At 73.3% G+C, this 20,668-nt stretch carries 19 protein-coding genes; 8 read left to right on the forward strand and 11 right to left on the reverse strand.

Features of this window, described 5'->3' with window-relative positions; genetic code table 11:
• Positions 1-42: 42 nt before the first annotated feature.
• From ACIQH8_RS08865 to ACIQH8_RS08875, 3 genes are read left to right on the forward strand one after another with little or no spacing between them, the layout of a single operon-like run.
• Entirely contained in the window at positions 43-699 is a 657-nt protein-coding gene (locus ACIQH8_RS08865) for a TetR/AcrR family transcriptional regulator (protein ID WP_400997283.1), read from the forward strand.
• On the forward strand, positions 696-1,340 hold the full coding sequence (locus ACIQH8_RS08870; RefSeq protein ID WP_400997285.1) for a hypothetical protein: 645 nt from the start codon (positions 696-698) through the stop codon (positions 1,338-1,340). The genes ACIQH8_RS08865 and ACIQH8_RS08870 overlap by 4 nt, the downstream gene beginning before the upstream one ends.
• Positions 1,337-3,238 (forward strand): YhgE/Pip family protein, encoded by a 1,902-nt coding sequence (locus tag ACIQH8_RS08875; RefSeq protein WP_400997287.1) that lies wholly within the window; start codon positions 1,337-1,339, stop codon positions 3,236-3,238. The genes ACIQH8_RS08870 and ACIQH8_RS08875 overlap by 4 nt, the downstream gene beginning before the upstream one ends.
• A gap of 8 nt (positions 3,239-3,246) precedes the next feature.
• Here ACIQH8_RS08875 and ACIQH8_RS08880 read toward each other — a convergent pair whose 3' ends face one another.
• From ACIQH8_RS08880 to ACIQH8_RS08895, 4 genes are all read right to left on the reverse strand, one after another.
• Complete coding sequence (locus ACIQH8_RS08880; RefSeq protein WP_400997289.1) at positions 3,247-3,615, reverse strand: nuclear transport factor 2 family protein; 369 nt, start codon at positions 3,613-3,615, stop codon at positions 3,247-3,249.
• A gap of 15 nt (positions 3,616-3,630) precedes the next feature.
• Entirely contained in the window at positions 3,631-4,650 is a 1,020-nt protein-coding gene (locus tag ACIQH8_RS08885) for a magnesium and cobalt transport protein CorA (RefSeq protein ID WP_400997291.1), read from the reverse strand.
• A 115-nt stretch (positions 4,651-4,765) separates the two neighbouring features.
• Positions 4,766-5,398, reverse strand: coding sequence for a TetR/AcrR family transcriptional regulator (locus tag ACIQH8_RS08890; protein WP_400997293.1), 633 nt, complete (start codon positions 5,396-5,398; stop codon positions 4,766-4,768).
• Between the two features lie 60 nt (positions 5,399-5,458).
• Positions 5,459-6,070 (reverse strand): TrmH family RNA methyltransferase, encoded by a 612-nt coding sequence (locus ACIQH8_RS08895; RefSeq protein WP_400997897.1) that lies wholly within the window; start codon positions 6,068-6,070, stop codon positions 5,459-5,461.
• A 209-nt stretch (positions 6,071-6,279) separates the two neighbouring features.
• Between ACIQH8_RS08895 and ACIQH8_RS08900 the strand changes: the two genes are divergently transcribed.
• Positions 6,280-7,734, forward strand: a complete 1,455-nt coding sequence (locus tag ACIQH8_RS08900) for an Nramp family divalent metal transporter (protein ID WP_400997295.1) — start codon at positions 6,280-6,282, stop codon at positions 7,732-7,734.
• A 144-nt stretch (positions 7,735-7,878) separates the two neighbouring features.
• Here the strand turns inward: ACIQH8_RS08900 and ACIQH8_RS08905 are convergent, their stop codons facing one another.
• Positions 7,879-10,404 carry a rhamnogalacturonan lyase gene (locus ACIQH8_RS08905; RefSeq protein ID WP_400997297.1) on the reverse strand — a complete coding sequence of 842 codons (2,526 nt, stop codon included), beginning with the start codon at positions 10,402-10,404 and terminating at the stop codon, positions 7,879-7,881.
• Positions 10,405-10,683: 279 nt separating this feature from the next.
• On the opposite strand from ACIQH8_RS08905, the gene ACIQH8_RS08910 reads away from it, so the two are divergent.
• The 4 genes from ACIQH8_RS08910 (at position 10,684) to ACIQH8_RS08925 (ending at position 14,330) form a co-directional block, all read left to right on the forward strand.
• Positions 10,684-11,343 (forward strand): metal-dependent transcriptional regulator, encoded by a 660-nt coding sequence (locus ACIQH8_RS08910; protein WP_400997299.1) that lies wholly within the window; start codon positions 10,684-10,686, stop codon positions 11,341-11,343.
• A 52-nt stretch (positions 11,344-11,395) separates the two neighbouring features.
• A complete protein-coding gene (locus ACIQH8_RS08915) occupies positions 11,396-13,039 on the forward strand; it encodes an FAD-dependent oxidoreductase (RefSeq protein WP_400997301.1) in 1,644 nt (547 codons plus the stop codon).
• Positions 13,036-13,419 (forward strand): UBP-type zinc finger domain-containing protein, encoded by a 384-nt coding sequence (locus ACIQH8_RS08920; protein ID WP_400997304.1) that lies wholly within the window; start codon positions 13,036-13,038, stop codon positions 13,417-13,419. The genes ACIQH8_RS08915 and ACIQH8_RS08920 overlap by 4 nt, the downstream gene beginning before the upstream one ends.
• Before the next feature lie 113 nt (positions 13,420-13,532).
• On the forward strand, positions 13,533-14,330 hold the full coding sequence (locus ACIQH8_RS08925) for an HAD-IIA family hydrolase (protein ID WP_400997306.1): 798 nt from the start codon (positions 13,533-13,535) through the stop codon (positions 14,328-14,330).
• Positions 14,331-14,381: 51 nt separating this feature from the next.
• Here the strand turns inward: ACIQH8_RS08925 and ACIQH8_RS08930 are convergent, their stop codons facing one another.
• From ACIQH8_RS08930 to pyrE, 6 genes are read right to left on the reverse strand one after another with little or no spacing between them, the layout of a single operon-like run.
• Positions 14,382-15,089 (reverse strand): NUDIX hydrolase, encoded by a 708-nt coding sequence (locus ACIQH8_RS08930; protein WP_400997308.1) that lies wholly within the window; start codon positions 15,087-15,089, stop codon positions 14,382-14,384.
• Positions 15,090-15,117: 28 nt separating this feature from the next.
• On the reverse strand, positions 15,118-15,318 hold the full coding sequence (locus ACIQH8_RS08935) for a hypothetical protein (RefSeq protein ID WP_400997311.1): 201 nt from the start codon (positions 15,316-15,318) through the stop codon (positions 15,118-15,120).
• 10 nt (positions 15,319-15,328) lie between these two features.
• On the reverse strand, positions 15,329-16,276 hold the full coding sequence (locus ACIQH8_RS08940; protein ID WP_400997313.1) for a nucleoside hydrolase: 948 nt from the start codon (positions 16,274-16,276) through the stop codon (positions 15,329-15,331).
• Positions 16,273-17,214: a ribokinase gene (locus ACIQH8_RS08945; RefSeq protein ID WP_400997315.1), complete on the reverse strand. Its 942-nt coding sequence runs from the start codon at positions 17,212-17,214 to the stop codon at positions 16,273-16,275. Before ACIQH8_RS08945 ends, ACIQH8_RS08940 begins: the two co-directional genes overlap by 4 nt.
• Positions 17,211-20,102 carry a septum formation family protein gene (locus ACIQH8_RS08950; protein WP_400997317.1) on the reverse strand — a complete coding sequence of 964 codons (2,892 nt, stop codon included), beginning with the start codon at positions 20,100-20,102 and terminating at the stop codon, positions 17,211-17,213. Before ACIQH8_RS08950 ends, ACIQH8_RS08945 begins: the two co-directional genes overlap by 4 nt.
• A complete protein-coding gene (gene pyrE, locus ACIQH8_RS08955) occupies positions 20,099-20,668 on the reverse strand; it encodes an orotate phosphoribosyltransferase (protein WP_400997319.1) in 570 nt (189 codons plus the stop codon). The genes ACIQH8_RS08950 and pyrE overlap by 4 nt, the downstream gene beginning before the upstream one ends.

A 20,668-nucleotide genomic window follows, 5' to 3' on the forward strand; every position in this document is an offset into this window, starting at 1 on the left:
TAACTTGCACACCGATGTGCAGCTTAGGCGTATGCTGATCGCATGCCGTCCGTCACCGACGCGGGCCGCCGTACCCCACGTCGGGACGCGGCGGAGAACCGCGAATCCCTCCTCGTCGCCGCCGTGGCCGTGCTGTCCGCCTCGCCCGACGCCTCCCTCGAGGCGATCGCCGCCGCCGCCGGCCTCAGCCGTCGCGCGCTCTACGGTCACTTCGCCAATCGCGACGAACTCATCGCCGCGCTGATCGAGCGCGGCGCCGAACGGCTCGTCGCCGCAGCATCCGCCACCGACGCCGACGACGCGCGCGTCGCGATCGCGCTGCTGGGCGCCCGACTGTGGGACGCGGTCGAACACGTGCGGCTGCTCGCCGGGGTCGCCCTCCGCGCGCCCTACGTCGAGCGAGCCGCCGACGCCCTCGCTCCGGTGCGCGAACAGCTCGCCGCCTTCATCCGCCGCGGCGTCGCCGACGGCACGGTCCGCGAGGACATCCGCCCCGACGTGCTCGCCCGCCTCGTCGAGGAGTCGGCCATCGCCGTGCTCGCCGAGGCCTCGCGCCACGACCTGCCCGACGCCGAGGGCCGGCGACTCGTCATGCTCGCCGTGCTCGGCACGGCCGGCCTCTCCTGGCGCGAGGCGGGCGCACTCGTCGCCGCCACCCCCGAACTCGCCACCACGCATCCGCACACCGAGGACTCATGAGGATCGACCTCCACGGCGTCGCCAAGGGACGCCACGGCCGGGCCCTGCCCGCCACCACCATCGGCTTCGAATCCGGCCGCGCGACCCTCGCGCACGCCGAGACCGAGCAGCGGCCCACCGTGCTCGGGCTCCTCGCGTCGGGTCGCATGCGGCCCGACGCGGGCACCGTCACGATCGACGGCAGGGTGGATGCCGCAGCCATCCGCCGCCGCATCGCCCTCGTCGATGCTCCCGGTGTCTCCGATCCCGCGCCGGACGTGACCGTCGCGGGCGTCGCCGCCGAGGAGCTCATGTTCGCCGGGGTTCCCTCGAACCCCGTCTCGGTCGCGCGATGGCTCGACGACCTCGGGCTCGAGCGGCTCGGTCGCACGCCCATCGCGAACGTCGCACCACGTGACCGGCTCCGACTGCTCGCCGAGCTCGCGATCCTCCGCGAGGGCGTTGAGGGGATCGTGCTCGTCGCGCCCGACCGCCACGGCGGCGACCCCGGCGAGTGGTGGGAGCTCGCCCGCCGGTTCGCGGACCGCGGGTTCGCCGTGCTCGTGATCGCGGGCGAGGCTTCTGCGGCATCCATCGCCGCCGCAGAGCTCGTCGAACCTCTCGCTGATCGCGTCGTCGTCGCCGGGGGTGGCACGGCATGAAGGTGCCGAACATGATCGCCGCCGAGCTGCGGCGGCTCACCTCGACGCGGACGTCGGTGCTCGCGCTCCTCGCGCTGGTCGCGGTGCCGGTGCTGTACGGCGGCCTCTACCTCTGGGCGAACCAGGACCCGTACGCGAACTTCCCCGACGTGCCCGTCGCGCTCGTCGTCGAGGACGAGGGGACCCCTGCGACGGCCGCCGGACCGGCGCGCAACGTGGGCGACGACGTCGCCGACGAGCTCATCGCCGACGGCGCCTTCGACTGGCATCGCGTCGACGCCGCGCAGGCGGCGCGGGGTCTCGACGACTCCACGTACGACTTCGCGATCACGCTGCCCGCCGACTTCTCGGACGCGCTCGCCTCGCTCGGCACCGACGAGCCGCATCGTGCCGAGATCGTGCTGGCGACCAACGACGCCAACAGCGCGCTCGCGAGCACGATCGGCGCGCAGGCCGTGGAGCGGATCCGCGCGAGCGTCGCCGAACAGGTCGGCCGCGAGGCCGCCTCGCTCCTGCTCGACTCGATCTCCGAGATCCGCGGCGGCATCGTCGACGCCGCCGACGGCGCCGCGCGGCTGACGGATGGCGCGGACGCCGCCCTCGCCGGATCGCAGCGCCTCGGCGACGGCGCCGCGCAGCTCGCCGACGGCGCCGCCCAGGCAGCCGACGGGTCGGCGGCGCTGGCCGACGGCACCGCGCAACTGGCCGCCGGATCGGCGGAACTCGCGGATGGTGCGGCGCAGGTCGCCGCGGGCAACGCCGAGCTCGCGGCATCCGCCGATCGCGTCGGTGCCGCCGTCGGCGATGCCGCGTCGGGCGTCCCCGCGGCGCGGCAGGCGATCGCGGACGAGCTCGCCGCGCGCGGCGTCGACCAGGCGACCATCGACGCCGCGCTCGCCCGCCTCGACCCGCTCGGCGAGCGCATCGAGGCCGGGAACGACCGGGTGCAGGCCGTCGTCGGCGACATCGACCGGCTCGCCGAGGGCAGTCGGCAGGTCGCCGACGGCAGCGCCCAGCTCGCCTCCGGCGCCGCGGACGCGGCATCCGGTGCGGATCGGCTCGCCGACGGCACCGCGCAACTGGCCTCGGGCTCGACGGCGCTCGCCGACGGCATCGGTACCCTCGCGGACGGCCTCGCCCAGCTCGACGACGGAGCCGGCGCGCTGCACGACGGGCTCGCCGACGGCGCGGCCGAGATCCCCGACCCCGATGCGGCCACGCGCGACGCACAGGCGGCGACCATCGCCGACCCGATCGCGCTCGACACCGACGAGGTGACCCACGCCGAGAACTACGGCGCCGGCCTCGCGCCGTTCTTCGCCGCGCTCGCGGGCTGGATCGGGATCTACGCGCTGTTCCTCATCGTCAAGCCGATCTCGCGCAGGGCGGTGACGGCCTTGCACTCGCCGTTCCGGATCACGCTCGCCGGCTGGCTCACGCCGGGCCTCCTCGGCGCCGTGCAGATGGCGGCGCTGTACCTCGTGCTCGCGTTCACGCTCGGGTTCCCGATGCACGATCCGCTCGGCACGCTCGGCGTCATGCTCCTCGCGTCGGCGACGTACGCCGCGATCATCCTCGTTCTGAACGTCTGGCTCGGGTCGGTCGGGCAGTTCCTCGGGCTGGTGCTCATGGTGCTCCAGCTCGTGACCGCGGGCGGCACGTTCCCCTGGCAGACGCTGCCGGCGCCGCTCGCCGCCCTGCACCACGTGCTGCCCATGGGCTACGTCGTCGATGCGATGCGGCAGGTCATGTACGGCGGCGATATCGGGAGGGCCGGAACCGACTCGCTCGTGCTCGCCTGCTGGTTGGTCGGCGCACTCGCCGTCGCGGCGATCGGTGTGACGCGGATGACGCACTTCCGCACCCTGCGCGACCTCCAGCCGAGCCTGATCGGCTGAGCTCGCCGCTACGCCGGGGTCTGCTGGTGCGCGGCCACGTGCCAGGCGCCGTCGTGATACAGGTAGGTCGTCGACATCCTGAGGTCGGCGACGTCGTCGCCGCGACGGGCGACCGCGCGGTAGGCGAGGATCCCGGCCCGGTCGCCGAGTCGCACGATCGCCGGCTCGTGGATCTCGTACGCCTCCCACGGCGGGGTGCTGCGGAACGCGGCGATCACGTCGTCGCGGCCGAGCACGGCGCCCTCGACGATCATGACGGCGTCGCGGGTCATCGCGCGGGCGTAGTGCTCGCCGCCGTGGCCGTCGAGGATGGCGCGCCATCCGGCGTGCTCCTCGTGCAGGAGGCGGGCGGGCAGATCGTCGGTGATCTCGGTCATGCAGCCACGCTACGCCTACATCCAGTTGCGGCGCTTGAAGATCACGTAGAGCGCCACCGCGAACGCGACCATGGCGAGCAGCGTCAGCGGGTAGCCGAGGGGTTCGCGCAGTTCGGGCATATACCGGAAGTTCATCCCGTAGATCGACGCGATGAGCGTCGGGGCGAAGATGATCGCCGCCCAGCTCGAGATCTTCTTCACCTCCTCGCTCTGCCGGAGGCTCGTCTCGGTCAGCCGCTGCATCTCGTCGTTCTGGCGTTGGGTGACGAGCGTCGAGTGCACCGCGAGCGCGTTCTGGAGGAGCTGGCGGAAGGATTCGCCGCGGTCGACGATCCGGAGCACGTGGTCGTCGGCGTCGCGCAGGTAGCGCTGCAGCTCGAGGTCGACGCCGTACTTCTCGAAACCTCGCTCGAGTGCTTCGAGGATCCCGACGATGGGCTTCGTCGCGCGCTGGAAGTCCATGACCTCGGAGGCGAGGTCGTAGATGCGGCGCGTGACGGCGGGGTCGCCGTCGAAGAGCTGCTGCTCGATCTCGTCGATGTCGTTCTCGAGGCCGGAGACGACCGGTGCGTACTCGTCGACGACCTCGTCGATCACCGCGTAGAGCACGGCCTCCGGGCCACGAGCGAGGAGTTCGGGCGTGCCCTCGAGGCGGCTCCGCACGCGCGCCAGGTCCGGGGACTCCGCGTGCCGGATGGTGATCGCGAAGCCGGGTCCGACGAAGACGTGGAGCTCGCCGAACTCGACCTGCTCGGCGTCGTCGAGGTATCGGGCGGGCTTGAGCACGGCGAAGAGCGTCTGCCCGTAGCGCTCGAGCTTCGGGCGCTGGTGCCCTTTCCGGGCGTCCTCGACGGCCAGGTGGTGCAGCCCGAACTCGGCGGCCACGGCGTCGAGCTCGGCGTCGGTCGGCCGGTAGAGGCCGATCCAGGCGAATCCGCCGCCGTGGCGCTCGCGGGTCTCGAAGGTCTCCTCGAGCGACGCCGGCGTCGCGACACGGCGGCCGTCGCGGTACACGGCGTTGTCGATGATCGGCACGGGACCAGTGTCATCCCGTTCCCGTGCCGTGCCGCGGCGACACGCACGCCCGGCACCCGCACCGTCGATGCGCGTGCGCCGCGCGCACGGCCAGCCCTGCGCTCGACCGCCCTCGTCAGTGCGTGACGGCCCAGCGGCTGGCCTCGGGCGTCGCGCGCGATCGCACGAGCACGCCGGGTTCGAGCCCGAGTCGCGCCTCGGCCGTGCGGAAGGCGATCCGGTCGGCCTCCTCCTCGTCGATGAGTCCGAGGGCGTGGTGCTGCACGGCGACGCCGTCGATGAGGGCGGTGAGCGTGCGTGCGTCGGCGTCGGGGTCGGCGCTCGTGCCGTCGCCCGCTGCGACGATGCGGCGGATGATGCCGGCGAGGCGTGCGTCGGAGTCGCGGTGGTGGCGCGTGAGCGACGCGTGCAGCTCCGGGTTGCGGGGCGCCTCGCTCCACGCGTCGATCCAGACGAAGTAGTGGTCGCGCGGCGTGGTCGAGAGCCAGTCGGCGAGTGCGGGGATGGGCTCGAGCCGCGTCGCGAGTTCCTCGTCCTCCGCGGCCTCCGCGAGCACCGCGGCGTCGAACGCGGCCGCGACGAGCTGCTCACGGGTGGCGAAGTAGTGTCGGATCAGGCCGTGGACGACGCCCACCTCGGCGGCGACGTCGCGGAGCGTGACGCGCGCGAACCCGTCGCGGGCGACGAGGCGCAGGGTCGCGGCGATGATCTGCTCGCGGCGCTCGGCGGGGTCCAGTCGGGTGGCCATGCTCCGATCGTAGGGCGCTCTTGTCCGCGTGGCCAACCGCGCCCGCCCCCGGCGTGCGCGTCAGTGCCGCGCGTGCCGCCGCACCCACTCGTGCATGACGATCGCGGCCGCCGCACTCGCGTTGATCGAACGGGTCGACCCGTACTGCGTGATCTCGACGACGCGGTCGGCGGCGTCGAGCGCCTCGGGACTGAGTCCCGGCCCCTCCTGCCCGAAGAGCAGCACGCACCGCTCGGGCAGGTCGACGAGGTCGACCGGCTCCGAGCCGTCGACGTTGTCGACCGCGACGATCGGCAACCCCTCGCCCGCCGCCCACTCGGTGAAGTCCGCGACATCCGGATAGTGCATCAGGTGCTGGTATCGGTCGGTGACCATGGCCCCGCGGCGGTTCCACCGGCGGCGACCGATGATGTGCACGGTCTCGGCCGCGAAGGCGTTCGCGGTGCGCACGATCGAGCCGATGTTGAGGTCGTGCTGCCAGTTCTCGATCGCGACGTGGAACGGATGCCGCCGGGTGTCGAGGTCGGCCACGATCGCCTCGAGCCGCCAGTAGCGGTAGCGGTCGACGACGTTCCGGCGATCGCCGTGCTCGAGGAGGTCGGGGTCGTAGCGCGGGTCGTCCGGCCACGCGTCGCGCCCGCCCGGCCAGGGGCCGACGCCGTGCAGCGGCAGCTGCGGCTCGGCGTGGGCGTCGCCCTCGCCCTCGCCGTCGCCCTCGCCGGGGATCGCGCCGCCCGCGGCATCCGTTCGCTCGTCGACCACCCTGCAACGCTAGTCCCCCGCGCCGCTGGTGGGGACCGGCCGCGGTGTGCGCACCGCCCCGGGGTCGCGTCGCCGACCGCGCTCCTTTCGGTGAGCCGAAATCCGGCTATGATTTCGGCATGCCGAAAACGCCCATCGACAGCGACGTCGACTCGCCCCTCGCGGGCCGGACGGACGGCGCGACGTCCACCTCCGCCCGGCCCGTCGCCACCAAGCCCGCGTCCGTCGCGCGCCTGGCCTGGCTGATCGGGCCCGCGCTCGTCGCGGGCGTCGCCTACCTCGACCCCGGCAACGTCGCGAGCAACATGACGGCGGGTGCGCAGTACGGCTACCTGCTCGTCTGGGTCGTCGTGCTCGGCAATGTCATGGCGTGGCTCATCCAGTACCTGTCGGCCAAGCTCGGCATCGTCACCGGCGAGAGCCTGCCCGAGGTCCTCGGCCGGCGCATGCGCAACCGCTGGGGGCGCCGCGCGTACTGGCTCCAGGCCGAGCTCGTCGCCATGGCCACCGACCTCGCCGAGGTGATCGGCGGCGCCGTCGCGCTGAACCTGCTCTTCGGGGTCCCGCTCGTCTGGGGCGGGCTGATCACCGGCACCGTGTCGATCGTCCTGCTCATGCTGCAGTCGCGTCGCGGCCCGCGCACGTTCGAGTTCGTGATCATGGGGCTGCTCGTCATCATCGCGCTCGGGTTCTCGGTGGGCGTGTTCATCGCGCCGCCCGACCCGGCCGGCCTCGCAGCAGGCCTCGTGCCGCGCTTCGAGGACGCGAACTCGGTGCTGCTCGCGGCGTCGATCCTCGGCGCGACGATCATGCCCCACGCCATCTACGCGCACTCGGCACTCAGCCGCGACCGGTTCGTCATGCGGCAGGGTGCCGGCCCGACGACCACGGGCGCCGCCGCGAACGCGGCGGCCACGGGCAGGCCGCTCCGCCGGCTCGCTGCGCGCCTCGTCGTGCGCGAGGGAACCGGCGACCTCGACCGCGTGCGCGGGGGCGAACCCGGCACCGCGACGGTGCTGCCGGTCGACCGGCTGGTGCGCGCGACCCGCTGGGACGTGACGATCGCGATGGCCATCGCGGGCACGGTGAATCTCTGCATCCTGCTGCTCGCGGCCGTGAACCTCGCCGGCGTGGAGGGCACCGACAGCCTCGAGGGCGCGTACGCGGCGCTCGACGCGTCGCTCGGCCCGGTCATCGCAACGCTCTTCGCGGTCGGGCTGCTCGCCTCCGGCCTCGCCTCGACCTCCGTCGGCGCGTACGCGGGCGCCGAGATCATGCAGGGCCTGCTCCACGTGCGCATCCCGCTGCTGCTGCGTCGGCTCATCACGCTCGTACCCGCGCTCGCCATCCTCTGGCTCGGCTTCGACCCGACGCTCTCGCTCGTGCTCAGTCAGGTCGTGCTCTCGTTCGGCATCCCGTTCGCGCTCGTGCCGCTCGTCGCACTCACGGCAAGGTCGTCGGTGCTCGGGCGCTGGCGCAACCGCTGGGCGACGACGATCGCCGGCATCGCGGCATCCGCGTTCCTCATCACGCTGAACGGCGTGCTGCTCTGGCTGGTCTTCACGGGCGCCTGAGCCCGATCCGCCGCCGGCGCCCGAGGCCCGAAACGGGCGACCGCCCCGGGGGCGCGGCACGGATCGCGCCCCCGGGGCGGGGTCGAGGGGCGGTGACGGATGCCGCGGCGCGCGGCACGCGGCATCCGTCACCGCGTCGCGGGGTCAGTCGTCGAAGGCGACCGTCCACTCGGCGTCGGCGCCGTCCGCGATCGACACCCAGGGCTTCGGCACGGCCACGACCGTGACCTCGCCCTCCGCGTCGAACTTGCCCTTCTCGGTGAGCTCGCCGTCGACGTAGTAGGCGAACGCCGGGTCGTGCGGGATCTGCACCTCGTCGTGGTCGGTGCCGGGCCGGTCCTTGAACTTCGGGCCGACCGGCGTCGAGGGGGCCGTGAGCACCGGCGCGTTCGCGAAGTCCATGTCGCTCGCGAGGCGGTACGACGTGTACGACGGCTGGTTGTACGTGGTGTTCTGGCGGGCCACCTCGGCGCGGTACTGCGCGTCGTGCATGAGCGTCGTGAGCTTGTGCTCGGTGACCTCGGTGCTCGTGAAGATCCGCAGCGCGCTCGAGTCGACCGTGCGGACGAGGAGCTCCTCGCGCCAGTCGCCGAGCACGTCGGCGACGAGCGACGGGTTGCCCTTCGTGCCGTTGTTCGTGCGCGTGCCCTCGGCGTTGAGCAGCGTGCCGCGCGTCCAGTCGTCGATCGTCGGGGTGGCGTTCCCGCTGCCGTTCACGATCTGCGTCGTGAGGTCGGCCGCCCACCGGATCGACATGTTCGTGCCGGGCGTCGCCGCCGACAGGATGTCGCCCTCGGTCGAGAGCAGCCCGCTCGCGTCGGTGCCGCCGGGCATGCTCGCCCACACCTCGGTGCCCGCGACATCCGCCCGCACGTCGCCGATCATGCCGCGACCCGTGTCGCGACCCGAGTAGGCGCCGAACAGGATCTCGCCGGTGGCGGCGTCGCGCATGACCGAGCCGTACGGCGCCCACGCGCCGCCCTCGTGCACGGTCCAGATCTCGAGCCCCGGCCGGTTCGGGTCGATGTCGGTCACGTGCATCGCATCGCCGTGGCCGAGGCGCGCGAGCGTGCCGGGCGCGGCGCTGCCCTCGGGCAGCACGTCGTACGAGCTGTAGAGCACGCTGCCGTCATCGTCGATGGTCGCAGCGCCGTAGACGATCTCGTGCTTCCCGTCGCCGTCGACGTCGGCCGCACTCAGCGAGTGGAAGCCCTGCGTGGTGATGCCGCCGTACTCGGGGTCGGTGCCGTCCACGCCGTGCGGCGAGTCGTTGAACGGGTTCGACATGGGCGCGTGGCCCGAGTCGACGAAGAACCGCTCGCTGAGCGCCTCGCCGTCCCAGTCGTAGGCGACCATCGTGGTGCGCGTGTAGTAGCCGCGGGCGAACACGGCCGACCGGTGCTCGCCGTCGAGGTAGGCGACGCCCGCGAGGAAGCGGTCGACGCGGTTGCCCGGCTCGATGCGGCTCATCGCGTAGTCGCCCCACATGAGGCCGTCGTCGCCGCGCCCCGGCTTGTAGGCGATGGTCTGGAGTTCGGCCCCGGTCTCGCCGTCGAAGACCGTGAGGTACTCGGGGCCGTCGACGATGAAGCCCTCGAAGGTCGTGAGGTCGTTCCGGCTGCTGCGGCTCGGCGCGTACACGTCGATGAAGTGGTCGACGAGCTCCTCGGTGCTCTGCCGACTCAGCGGGTACTCGTGCGCGACCGGGATGCCGAACGCCTCCTCGAGGGTCGCGGGCCAGTTGCCCGCGACCACCTCGGGGTGCTCGCTCCAGCCCTCGAACATCTCGATGAGGTGCTCGCGGTAGTCGGCCGCGCTCATCCGGTAGTCGTCGTCGTGCGAGTAGCCGGCCGCGACATCCGCCTCGGGCATCGTGATGAACGACTCGTCGGCCACCGACCCGTCGGCCGCATAGGTGATCGACTTGGTGCCCGGCGCGGTCTTCAGCATCGTCTCGGCCCGGCCGTCGCCGTCGAAGTCGTAGGTCATGAACTGCGTGTAGTGCGCGCCGGCGCGGATGTTCACACCGAGGTCGATGCGGTTCAGCAGCGTGCCGTCGAGCTCGTAGGTGTCGAGGTAGACGGTGCCGGTGTAGCCCTTCTGCGAGACGTCCTTCGAGTTCGACGGGTCCCACTTGACCTGGAACTCGTACGCGCCGTCGCCGTCGACGTCGGCGACCGTGGCGTCGTTCGCCGAGTAGGTGAACGCCTCGCCCACCGGCGTCACGCCGTCGGCGGGCTTCTGGAGCGGCAGGTCGTAGTGGCCGTCGGCCCAGGCGGATGTCGCGGGGCCGGCCTCGAGTTCGACACCGTTCACGATCGGCGCGACGGCGTACTCGGCCGTGGCCGACCCGCCGTCGTCGAGGAGGTTGGTGCTGTCGGCGACGGTCGCGATCCGCTCGCCGTCGCGGTAGACGGCGAAGTCGGGCCCGGCCATGCCGGTGTCGGTGGCACCGGTGGCCTCGGAGCCGAGCAGGCGCCAGGAGAGGAACACGCCCTCGTCGGTCGCGACGGCCACGAGGCCGCGGTCGAGCGCCTCGAGCTGGGGTGCGCCGGCCGGCGGGCCGGCGTCGGGCGGGGCCGCGTTCGCGGTCTGCGCGGCGCCGGCGATCAGGCATCCGGCGGCGGCGACCGCCAGGGCTGCGCGGAACGGATGGGGTCCGAGATTCATCGTCGAATCCTTTGCTGGGCGTAGGGCCCGTCGTGGGATTGAGCCATCCCGATTGGGATAGCGCTTTCCGTGCCCGAGCGACGCTACCCCCGGACGGGGGCCGGGTCAAGCCCCGTGCCATCCGCTCGGCCACTCGCCCGCCCGCCCGCCCGGGCGCGCCCGGGCCGCCCGGGCCGCCCCTCCTGACGGATATACGATCCGCCGCCCCGCGGAGCGCCGGGGATCCCCCGCGTGCCGGATCGTATATCCGCCGGAAGGGACGCGGGTAGGGTGGGCCCGATGCCGACGACCAGCAGCCCCGCCGTCGAGGACTACCTCAAGACGATCTACGGCCACACCGAGTGGCAGCCCGAAGCGATCACGCCGTCCGGGCTCGCGACCGCACTCGGCGTCGCTCCCTCGTCGGTCACCGAGATGGTCAAGAAGATGGCCGCACAGGGACTCGTGCAGCACGTGCCCTACGGCGCCATCCGCCTCACCGACGACGGCCGGGCCCGCGCCCTCGCGGTCGTGCGGCGCCACCGGCTCATCGAGACCTGGCTCGTCCGCGAGATGGGCTACGCGTGGGACGAGGTGCACGACGAGGCCGAGGTGCTCGAGCATGCGCTCTCCGACCGGCTGCTCGAGGCGATCGACGACCGACTCGGCCGACCCGAGCGCGACCCGCACGGCGACGCGATCCCGCGTGCCGACGGCACCCTCGTGAGCGAACCGGCGGTGCGGCTCGACGAGGCGCCGACGGGGCACGTCGGCCGCGTCATCCGCATCAGCGACCGCGACCCCGCGGTGCTGCGCGAACTCGAGACGGCCGGGGTCGGTCCGGGCAGCGAACTGCGGGTGACGGATGCCGCGGCTCCCGCCGGCGTCGGCGTCGCGCTCGACGGGGCCGACCACGCGATCCCGCGCGCCGCCGCAGCCGGAATCTGGATCACGGCCTGAGCAGACGCTGAACCCCCTCCCGGAACCGCGTCACGTCCGCGAGGATGGGGTGATGGGCGGTGCCGTCGAGAAGATCACCCCGGAACTCAGTGACGCGCAGTGGGCGCGACTCCGACGCTACGGCGTGCCGCAGGACGTCGCCGAGGGCGACGTCCTGTTCAAGGCGGGCGATCGCTCGTACGACCTCATCCTCGTCGAGACCGGCGAGGTCGAGGTGGTGCGCGAGGCGCTGTGGTGGACCGAGGAGACGCAGTTGGCCCGCCTCGGCCCGCGCACGTTCGTCGGCGAACTCGGCCTGCTCAACGGCCAGCGCGCGTTCCTCACCGCTCGCGTCACCGCGCCGGGGCGGGTGCTCCGGATCGACCACGACGCGCTGCAGCGGATGATGGCCGAGGACGACGAGCTCTGCGACCTCATGCTGCGGACGCTCTGGGCGCGCCGCGAGATGCTAAGGCACGGCCCCGCCGCGTGGACCCTGAAGCTCGTCGGGTCGCAGTCGCCGGAGTCGCAGGCGCTGCGACGCTACGCCGACCGACTCGAGCTCGTGCACACCTGGATCGACGTCGACGACCCGGACCTCGACCACGACATCTGGTCGCACGGCTACACGCGCGACGACCTGCCGGTCGCCATCGTGCAGGGCGAGATCATCCGCAACGCCACGCCCGGACGGATCGCGGAGATGCTCGGACTGGCGTACACGTCCGAGGACGACACCGAGTTCGACCTCGCCGTCGTCGGCGCGGGGCCCGCAGGCCTCGCCGCGGCGATCTACGGCGCCTCCGAGGGCCTGCGGACCGTGCTGCTCGATGCGGTCGCGCCGGGCGGCCAGTCGGCGACCACGTCGCGCATCGAGAACTACCTCGGCTTCCCCTTCGGCGTGAGCGGCGACGCACTCACCTCGCAGGCCTCGCTCCAGGCGTTCAAGTTCGGCGTGCGCATCGCCTCGCCGTGCCCGGTCGTGAAGCTCGATGCCGACGGCGGAGTGCACCGGCTGCTGCTCGCCGACGGCGCGATCGTCCGGGCTCGGGCCGTGGTGGTGACGACCGGCGTCGCCTACCGCGGGTTGCCGATCGCACGGTGGGACGACTTCGAGGGCGCCGGCATCCACCACGCCGCGACCGCGCTCGAGGTGCGGCAGGCGTCCGGCTCGGATGTCGTGGTCGTCGGCGGCGCGAACTCGGCCGGGCAGGCGGCCCTCGCGCTGGCGCAGGGCGGATGCCGCGTGCGGCTCGTGGTGCGTTCGGGCGACCTCGCCGAGCGCATGTCGAGCTACCTCGTCGACCGGATCCGCGAGGACCCGCGGATCGAGGTGCACACCGGAACGCAGGTCTCGGTCCTGCACGGCGACGACACCCTCTCGGGTGTGACGCTCTCGGGCGCCGTCGACGAGACCGTCGAGTGCCGGGCGCTGTTCTGCTTCATCGGGGCGGTGCCCGCGACCGACTGGCTCGCCGACCTCGAGCGCGACGGAGACGGGTTCGTCCACACGGGCGCCGACGTGCTCGCGCTCGGCGATGCCTGGCGCTCGGCCGGGCGGATGCCGCTGCCCTTCGAGACCTCGGTGCCGCGTGTCTTCGCCGCGGGCGACGTGCGACGCGGTTCGATGAAACGTGTCGCCGCAGCGGTCGGCGAAGGTTCGAGTGCGGTCGCCTCGGTGCATCGGGCGCTCGCAGCGATGGAGGTGTACGCGTGAGCCCTGAGTCCGACGCGACCGAGCCGGGGGTGACCGGCTCCCCGGAACCGACGCCCGCCCCGCCGCCATCCGGCACCGGCTGCGCCGAGTGCCTCGACCTCGGCGGGTGGTGGTGGCACCTGCGCCGCTGCGTCGAGTGCGGGCACATCGGATGCTGCGACGCCTCACCCGGACAGCACGCGCGCCGTCACGCCGAGGAGTCCGGGCACACGATCGCGGCCTCGTTCGAACCCGGCGAGGAGTGGTTCTGGGACTACGCCGCGGAGCACGGCGCGAAGCACGTGCCGCTCGCTCCCCCGCGCTGGCGCCCGGAGGACCAGTCGTGCCCGGGTCCGAACGGCAACGTCCCGGAGAACTGGGAGGAACTGCTGCACCCGTGACCCGGGCGGCGGCAGCCGCCGGGGCAGTGGGAGCATCATGCGCTGCCGTCCGCGTCGCGCGCGCGGCATCCGCTGTTCATCGCGCTGTGATGCGCGCCGCCTAGGCTTGGCCCATGGCGAAGCGCGAAGAGGTCGAGGCCTGGCTCACCGACATGGACGGCGTGCTCGTGCACGAGAACCACGCCCTGCCCGGGGCGGCCGACCTGCTGCAGCAGTGGGAGGATGCGGGCACGCCCTACCTCGTGCTCACCAACAACTCGATCTTCACGGCCCGCGACCTGTCGGCGAGGCTCCGCTCGTCGGGCCTGAACGTGCCCGAGGAGCGCATCTGGACCTCGGCGCTCGCGACCGCCGACTTCCTCAGGCAGCAGGTGCCCGGCGGGTCGGCGTTCGTGATCGGCGAGGCCGGCATCCTGACCGCGCTGCACGAGGCCGGCTTCATCATGACCGAGACCGATCCCGACTTCGTGGTGGTCGGCGAGACGCGCAACTACTCGTTCGACGCGATCACGAAGGCGATCCGGCTGATCGGCGCGGGCGCCCGGTTCATCGTGACCAACCCGGATGCCACGGGGCCGAGCGCCGACGGGCCGTTGCCCGCGACCGGGGCGATCGCCGCCCTCATCACGAAGGCGACCGGCAAGGAGCCGTACGTCGTCGGCAAGCCGAACCCGATGATGTTCCGGTCGGCGCTGAACACGATCGGCGCGCACTCGGAGCACACCGCGATGATCGGCGACCGCATGGACACCGACATCGTGGCCGGCATCGAGGCCGGCCTGCACACGGTGCTCGTGCTCACGGGGATCAGCGACCAGCGCGAGATCGAGAAGTACCCGTTCCGGCCCGACGAGATCCTCGACGGCGTGTTCGAGCTCGTCGAGCGCGAGCCCGTCGAGAGCGACCTGTAAGCCCACGGCGACGGAGCGGCCGGAGTCCGGCCGCCGTCGGCCCGCCGCCGCTCAGTCGACGTCGATCTCGCGCGTCCGATCCCACGGCTCGGTCCAGGCGAGCGCCTCGAACATCGCGTCGAGCACCATCGCCGTGAACCCCCAGACCAGGCGGTCGGCTCCGCCCGACGTGACGAGGAACCCCGGTCCGCGCCACTCGTCGCCGTCGCGGCGCAGCACGGTCGTCCGCCGATTCGCGGGGTCGAGGAGGTCGGCCACCGGGGTCCGGAACACGGCCGACGATTCGGCCACGTCGACCGCGCGCACCGGCGACGGCTGCGACCACCAGCCGAGCACCGGCGTCACGAGGTGGCGGGAGTACGCGAGCGGAATGGGGTCGAGCTCGCCGAGCACGTCGACGCCCGCGGGGTCGAGCCCGGTCTCCTCCCGCGCCTCGCGGAGTGCGGCCGAGACGAGGTCGGCGTCGCCGGGTTCGACGCGACCGCCCGGGAACGCGACCTGGCCGGCGTGCGAGCGCAGCGTGTCGGCGCGCGCGAGCAGCAGCACGTCGAGGTCTCGCGAGACGGCCCCGGCCTGAGCCTCGTGATCGCTCGGCAGGCCGTCGAGGACGCCGAACAGGATGAGCACGGCAGCGGCACGGGCGGCCTCGGGATCGACCGGCGGACGCGCCGCGCGCCACAGGTCGCGCAGCCCCTCGTCCGCGGCGAGCGCGGCGAGCTGCGCTCGGGCGGATCGGGTCGCGTCGTCGCGGGAGTTCACCCGTCGAGCGTAGTCCGCCGGGTCACGGTCAGCGGGAGCGATCGTCCTCGCCCTCCTCGCCCGACGGAGCACCCGAGGCGCCGTCGGGGGCGTCCTCGCCGGTCGGATCGGCGTCGATCGGCTCCTCCTCGCGCGGCCGGCGCGACCACCGGCTCTCGTGGAAGAAGACCTGCGTCACGATCACGAGACCGACGATCACGATGCCGGCGACCCAGAACGTCCAGTCCATCCGCGCCCCCTCAGGCCAACCGTGCCACGGCGGCCTCGACATCCGCCCAGAACCGCTCGACGTCGAGCCCGACCGCGACGAACGCGTTCGGCTCGCGGGCGAGCATGCCGTCGAGGTCGACGCTCGTCGCCCCGACGGTCTCCGACCCGGTCAGTTCGACGTCGAGCCGCGTGCGCACGACCTCGACCGAGCCGGGGTCGGCGAGCACGGCGACCGCGACCGGGTCGTGCAGCGGCCCGTCGGGCATGCCGAACACCTCGTCGTTGGTCCTGCAGAAGAACTCGAGCAGTTCGTCGCCGAAGGCCGCGGTGCGGGTGCCGATCGCGGCGAGGCGCCGGCGCACGCGACCGGTCACGAGGGCGCGATGCGTGACGTTCAGTCCGACCATGGTGAAGCGGATGCCGCTCTGCAGCACGAGGTCGAGCGCCTCCGGGTCGACCCAGGCGTTGAACTCGGCATACGGCGTCGCGTTGCCGCGCTCGGTCGAGCCGCCCATCCAGACGACCTCCCTGACCAGCGGCGCGAGGTCGGGGCGGTCGCGGAGGAGGACGGCGACGTTCGTGATGGGTCCGGTCGCGATGATCGCGACCGGTTCGGATGCCGCGACGAGCGTGTCGGCGATGAGCTCGGTCGCGCTGCGGGGGTCGAGCGGCACGGGCACTGGTCCGACGTCGGGATCGGGCAGCTCGGGGCCGCCGAGGCCGTTCTCACCGTGGATCCACTCGGCCGTCGAGAGTTCGCGGGCGAGCGGGCCGCGAGCGCCGGCCGCGACCGGGACGTCGACGACGCCGGCGACCGCGAGGGCGACGCGCGCGTTCCGGCTGGTGTGCTCGAGCGGGACGTTGCCGCCGACCGTGGTCACGGCGAGCAGCTCGAGCGACGGATGGCCCGCGGCGAACCAGAGGGCGAAGACGTCGTCGTGCCCGGGGTCGCAGTCGACGATCACGGGAACGGTCATCGGTGGTCCATCCGGTCGGCGAGCGCGAGCACCTCGGCACGCCCGGCGTACGAGTCCACGGTGCCGCGCGAGCCCACCGCGATCGCGCCCGCGGCCACCGCGGCGCGAACCGCGTCGGAGAGGGTGCGACCCTCGGCGAGCATCGCGGCCAGGGTGCCGGTCGCGGCATCCCCCGCGCCCGTCGTGTCGACCGGGTCGACCTCGGGCGCCGGGACGGCCCATGCGCCGGCGGCGTCCGCGGCGACCGCACCGCGCGCGCCGAGCGTCACGACCACCGAGCGGGCGAGGCCGCCGAGCACGACGGATGCCGCGGCGTCCCGCCATGCGTCGACCTCGGCGTCGTCGGTCAGCGAGGCGCCGATGGCGACCGCACGCGCCTCGTGGACGTTGACCACGAGCGGGTCCGCGACCGCCATCGCGTGCGCGGACACGCCGACCGGGGGCGCGAGGTTCAGCACGAATCGCGTGGCGGCCGCGTTGCACGCGCGGGCGAGCGCGTCGATGGTGGCCACGGGGAGTTCGCCCTGCGTGAGCACGACGTCGGCGGCCTCGATGCGCTGGGCTTCCGCGGCGACGACCTCCGGCCCGACCGAGGCGTTCGCGCCGGCCGTGACGACGATGGTGTTCTCGCCCGTCGCGGCCACGGTGATCTGCGCGACGCCGGTCGGGGTGCCCGAGACGGTCGCGATCCCGTCGGCCGGAAGCGCGAAGCGAGCGAACGCGGCGCGCGCGACCTCGGCCGCGGGGTCGTCGCCGAGCCGCGCGACGAACGTCACGTCGGCCCCGCTCAGATGGGCGGCGATCGCCTGGTTCGAGCCCTTGCCGCCGAGCGAGACCCGATAGTCGTGCGAGTGGATCGTCTCTCCGGGTGCGGGGAACTCGTCGACGTAGCTCGTCGCGTCGACGTTCACCGACCCGAGGACGACGAGGCGGCTCACGGGGCGGCGGGTCCGGGACCGGCGAGGCTCGCCGTCAGCGGCTCGCCGCTCACATGCTCGACGAAGCAGTAGTAGCTGCGCTGCCCTGCCGCCCACTGTTCGGCGGTCACCGGGAACGCCGTCAGCATCTGCAGTTCGCCGACGCCTCCGGCCGCGGCCGGATCGATGACGCCCTCGGCGGCGCAGAGCTCCTGCGACTGCGCGGCGAGCGCCTCCTCGCCCGGGAACTCGGCGGCCTCGTCGCCCGCGAACGTGCCGCGGTACGCGAGCTGCGCCGTGTGCGGGCTCGCGCAGTCGACCACCGTGAACTCGTCGGCCCAGGCGGACTCGAACGGTTCGAGGCACTCGGTGCCGAACAGCGCCTGCCACGAATGCACGCCCGCGGGTTGGGGCGCGGTCGGGGCCTCGACGGGCTCCTCCGTCGCGACGGGTGCGGCCGTGCCGGCGTCGCTCGGAGCGAGGAACCGTGTGCCGAAGGCCACGACGGCGACGATGAGCACCACGAGCGCGAGGCCCCCGGCCACCCACGTCAGGATCGTGACCGGCGATCGGCCGTTCCCATCGTCGTCGGTTCGCGTGACCGACGTCGTGCGGGTTCCGCCCCGATCGTCGCCGCCGGGTCGCGACGCCGTCGCCCGGGCGGCACCGTGCGCGTCGTCCCACCCGCCGGGACCGGCGGTGCCGAACGGGTCGGCTGCGGGAGACTCGTACCCCTGGCCGGCCCCGCGCACCGGCGGGCGGCCCGGCGGGAACTGCTCGGCGGCGTCGACCACCGACATCGGGCCGGTCGCGCCGAACCCGGCACCGCCGAACAGCGCGGCGAGACCGTCGTCGCCGGCACCGTCCGACTCGGGGCGGCCGCGCTCGGGGCGCGCGGTCGTGCGCTCGTCCACGCGGTCGGTGGCCCAGGGGTCATCGAATGCGGGGGGGTCGACATCGGCCGGGCGGTCGTCGAACGCGGGGGGTTCGTCGTACTCCCCCCGGTCGTCGACCCGATCGCCGGCGGCGCCGAGGCCGAACGGGTCGTCGTCCTGCGCGTCGGCCACTGCGGGGGTTCCGGCTCCGCGGCGCGGACCGGGCGTCGGCTCCTCGCCCGTCTCCTCGACGGGGACCTTCGGGTCGCGGCCCTCGGGATCCGGGGTGAGGTTCCAGAGGTAGCCCGCCTGAGCGAACTCCCGCGCCCGCGGCGAGTCGTCGGCGCTCCACGGGTCGGGCTCCGGCCGCTCCTCGCCGGTCGGGCGGTCGGATTCGGGGGTGCGACGCCGGTCTGCGAGATCGTCGGCGTACCAGCGGACGTCGTCCGACGCATCGGCCGTCGACTGCCCGACCTCCGCCCGCCAGTCGTTCGACTCGTCGGACCAGGCGCCGTTCGCCTGCCCGTCGTCGTCGTTCTCACGCCACAGCTCGCGCAGGTCGTAGCCGTCGCCGTGCGCCGCCGCCTCGTCGTGCGTGCCGAACCGGTCGGCGCTGTAGTCGCCGGTGTCGGCGTAGGCGTCGGGGCCGAAGCCTTCGGGCCGCGTGTACCCCTGCCGGTCGTACCCGTCGCGGTCGTAGCCGTCCTGGTCGTAGCCCTCCCAGTCATAGCCCTGCGCATCGAGTCCGTCGCCGTATCCCCCGCCGTCGCCGCGTCGGGCGTCGTCGCCGTCGTACGAGCCGCCGCGCGCGGAGAAGTCTCGGACGTCGCCGTCGGGCCCGTGGTCGCCCAGGCCCGTCCCCACAGGCGGACCGACGAGGTCGCCGTGGCCGGCGCCATCCACCCAACCCTGATCGTGCACCGGCCGCTCGTGACCCGACTGGTCGTAACCCGACCGGTCGTAACCCGACTGGTCGTAGCCCGGCTGGTCGTAGGCCGACTGGTCGTAGCCGGTCCGGTCGTAGCCCGACTGGTCGTAGCGCGACTCGTCGTGCGCGGCCGAACGGTCGTATGCGCCCTGCTCGGCGTACGCGCGCTGCTCGGCGTACGCGCCGCGGTCATCGAACGCATCGGGTTCGTCGAACGCCGGCCGGGCGCCGTACGCACCCCGGTCGTACCCGTCGGGACCCTGCTCGGCCCCGGCCGGCGGCTCGTCCTCGTGCAGCGCCGACCACAGCTCGTCCGCGAAGTCGTCGTGCGAGCCCGGCGTCGGCGTCACCGGGGTGAACGATCGGCGGGCGACCGCCGGCGGAGTGAATCCCTCGAACGGCGATCCGACCTCGGCCTGCGCCGCTTCCGGCGCCGGCCGGACCTCGGGTTCGTGGCTGCGGGGCGGAGTGTTCGACGGGTCCGCGAGTTGCCGGAAGGCGGCCCGCAGCCCCTCCTCGGTGTCGAGCGACTGACGCTCCGGCGCCTCACCCCAGGTCAGCGCGAAGTTCGCGGGCGGGGTGACCGGCCCGGGCGGAGCCTGCGGCGGCTCGGGCTGCCGCGCGAACGCGGGCGGAACGATGCCGCCGACCGGCGGCTCGACCGACGTCAACCGGTCGTCGACCGGCGGTTCGACGATGTGCGGCCGCTCCGCGACCGGGTCGGTCCACGCCGGAGGGTTCCACGCGGGCTGGTTCCACGCCGGCGGGTTCGAGGCCGGCTCGTTCCAGACGGGCGGCGCGTCCACCCTCCCCGACGCGGTCGGTTCGATCGGCTCTCCCACCACGGGGAGCGCCCGCGTCGCCGCGTCATCGGACGCGGCGGGTTCCGCGACCGAGAACCAGTCGAGCGACTCCTCGCTGCGACGGCGGGGCCGCGTCGGCGGCGCCGGCTCCGCGCGCGGCGCCTCGGCCGCGGGGGCGACGGGCGGCTGCGGGGCCTGACGGCCCTCGAGATCGGGTCGACGGCCGCTGCCGAGCTGGCTCATGAGCCAGTCGGTGTCGTCGTCGAATCCGTTCGCGTCGTAGCGCCCGTCGCGTTCGTTCATGACAATCCCAGATCCTTCAAGCCGATGGCCGCGAGGTAGGGGACCCCCGCGGCTTCGATGACCTCGCGCGCGCCGGTGTCGCGGTCGACGACCACTGCGACCGCCGCGATCTCGGCACCGACCGCCCGGAGCGCCTCGATCGCCTTCAGCGGCGATCCGCCCGTCGTCGAGGTGTCCTCGAGCACGATGACGCGCTTGCCCGTGACATCCGGCCCCTCGACCTGCTTGCCGCGGCCGTGGTCCTTCGGCTCCTTGCGCACGACGAAGGCGTCGTAGGCGAGCCCGCGCGCGGCGCCCTGGTGCAGCACCGCGGTCGCGATGGGGTCGGCGCCCATCGTCATGCCGCCGACGGCGACGACGTCCGGGACGTCGGCGATGAGGTCGAGCATGACCTGGCCGATGAGCGGCGCGACGCGATGGTCGAGGCTCACCTTGCGGAGGTCGACGTAGTACGACGCCTTCTTGCCGCTCGTCAGCGTGAAGTCGCCGTGGAACACCGCCTCGTTCGAGATGTGCTCGATGAGCTGTCGGCGGGCCTCGGCGGACTGGGGATTCCGGGAAGTCAC

Source organism: Agromyces sp. GXQ0307 (genome assembly GCF_044769845.1).
Taxonomy (GTDB): Bacteria; Actinomycetota; Actinomycetes; order Actinomycetales; family Microbacteriaceae; genus Agromyces.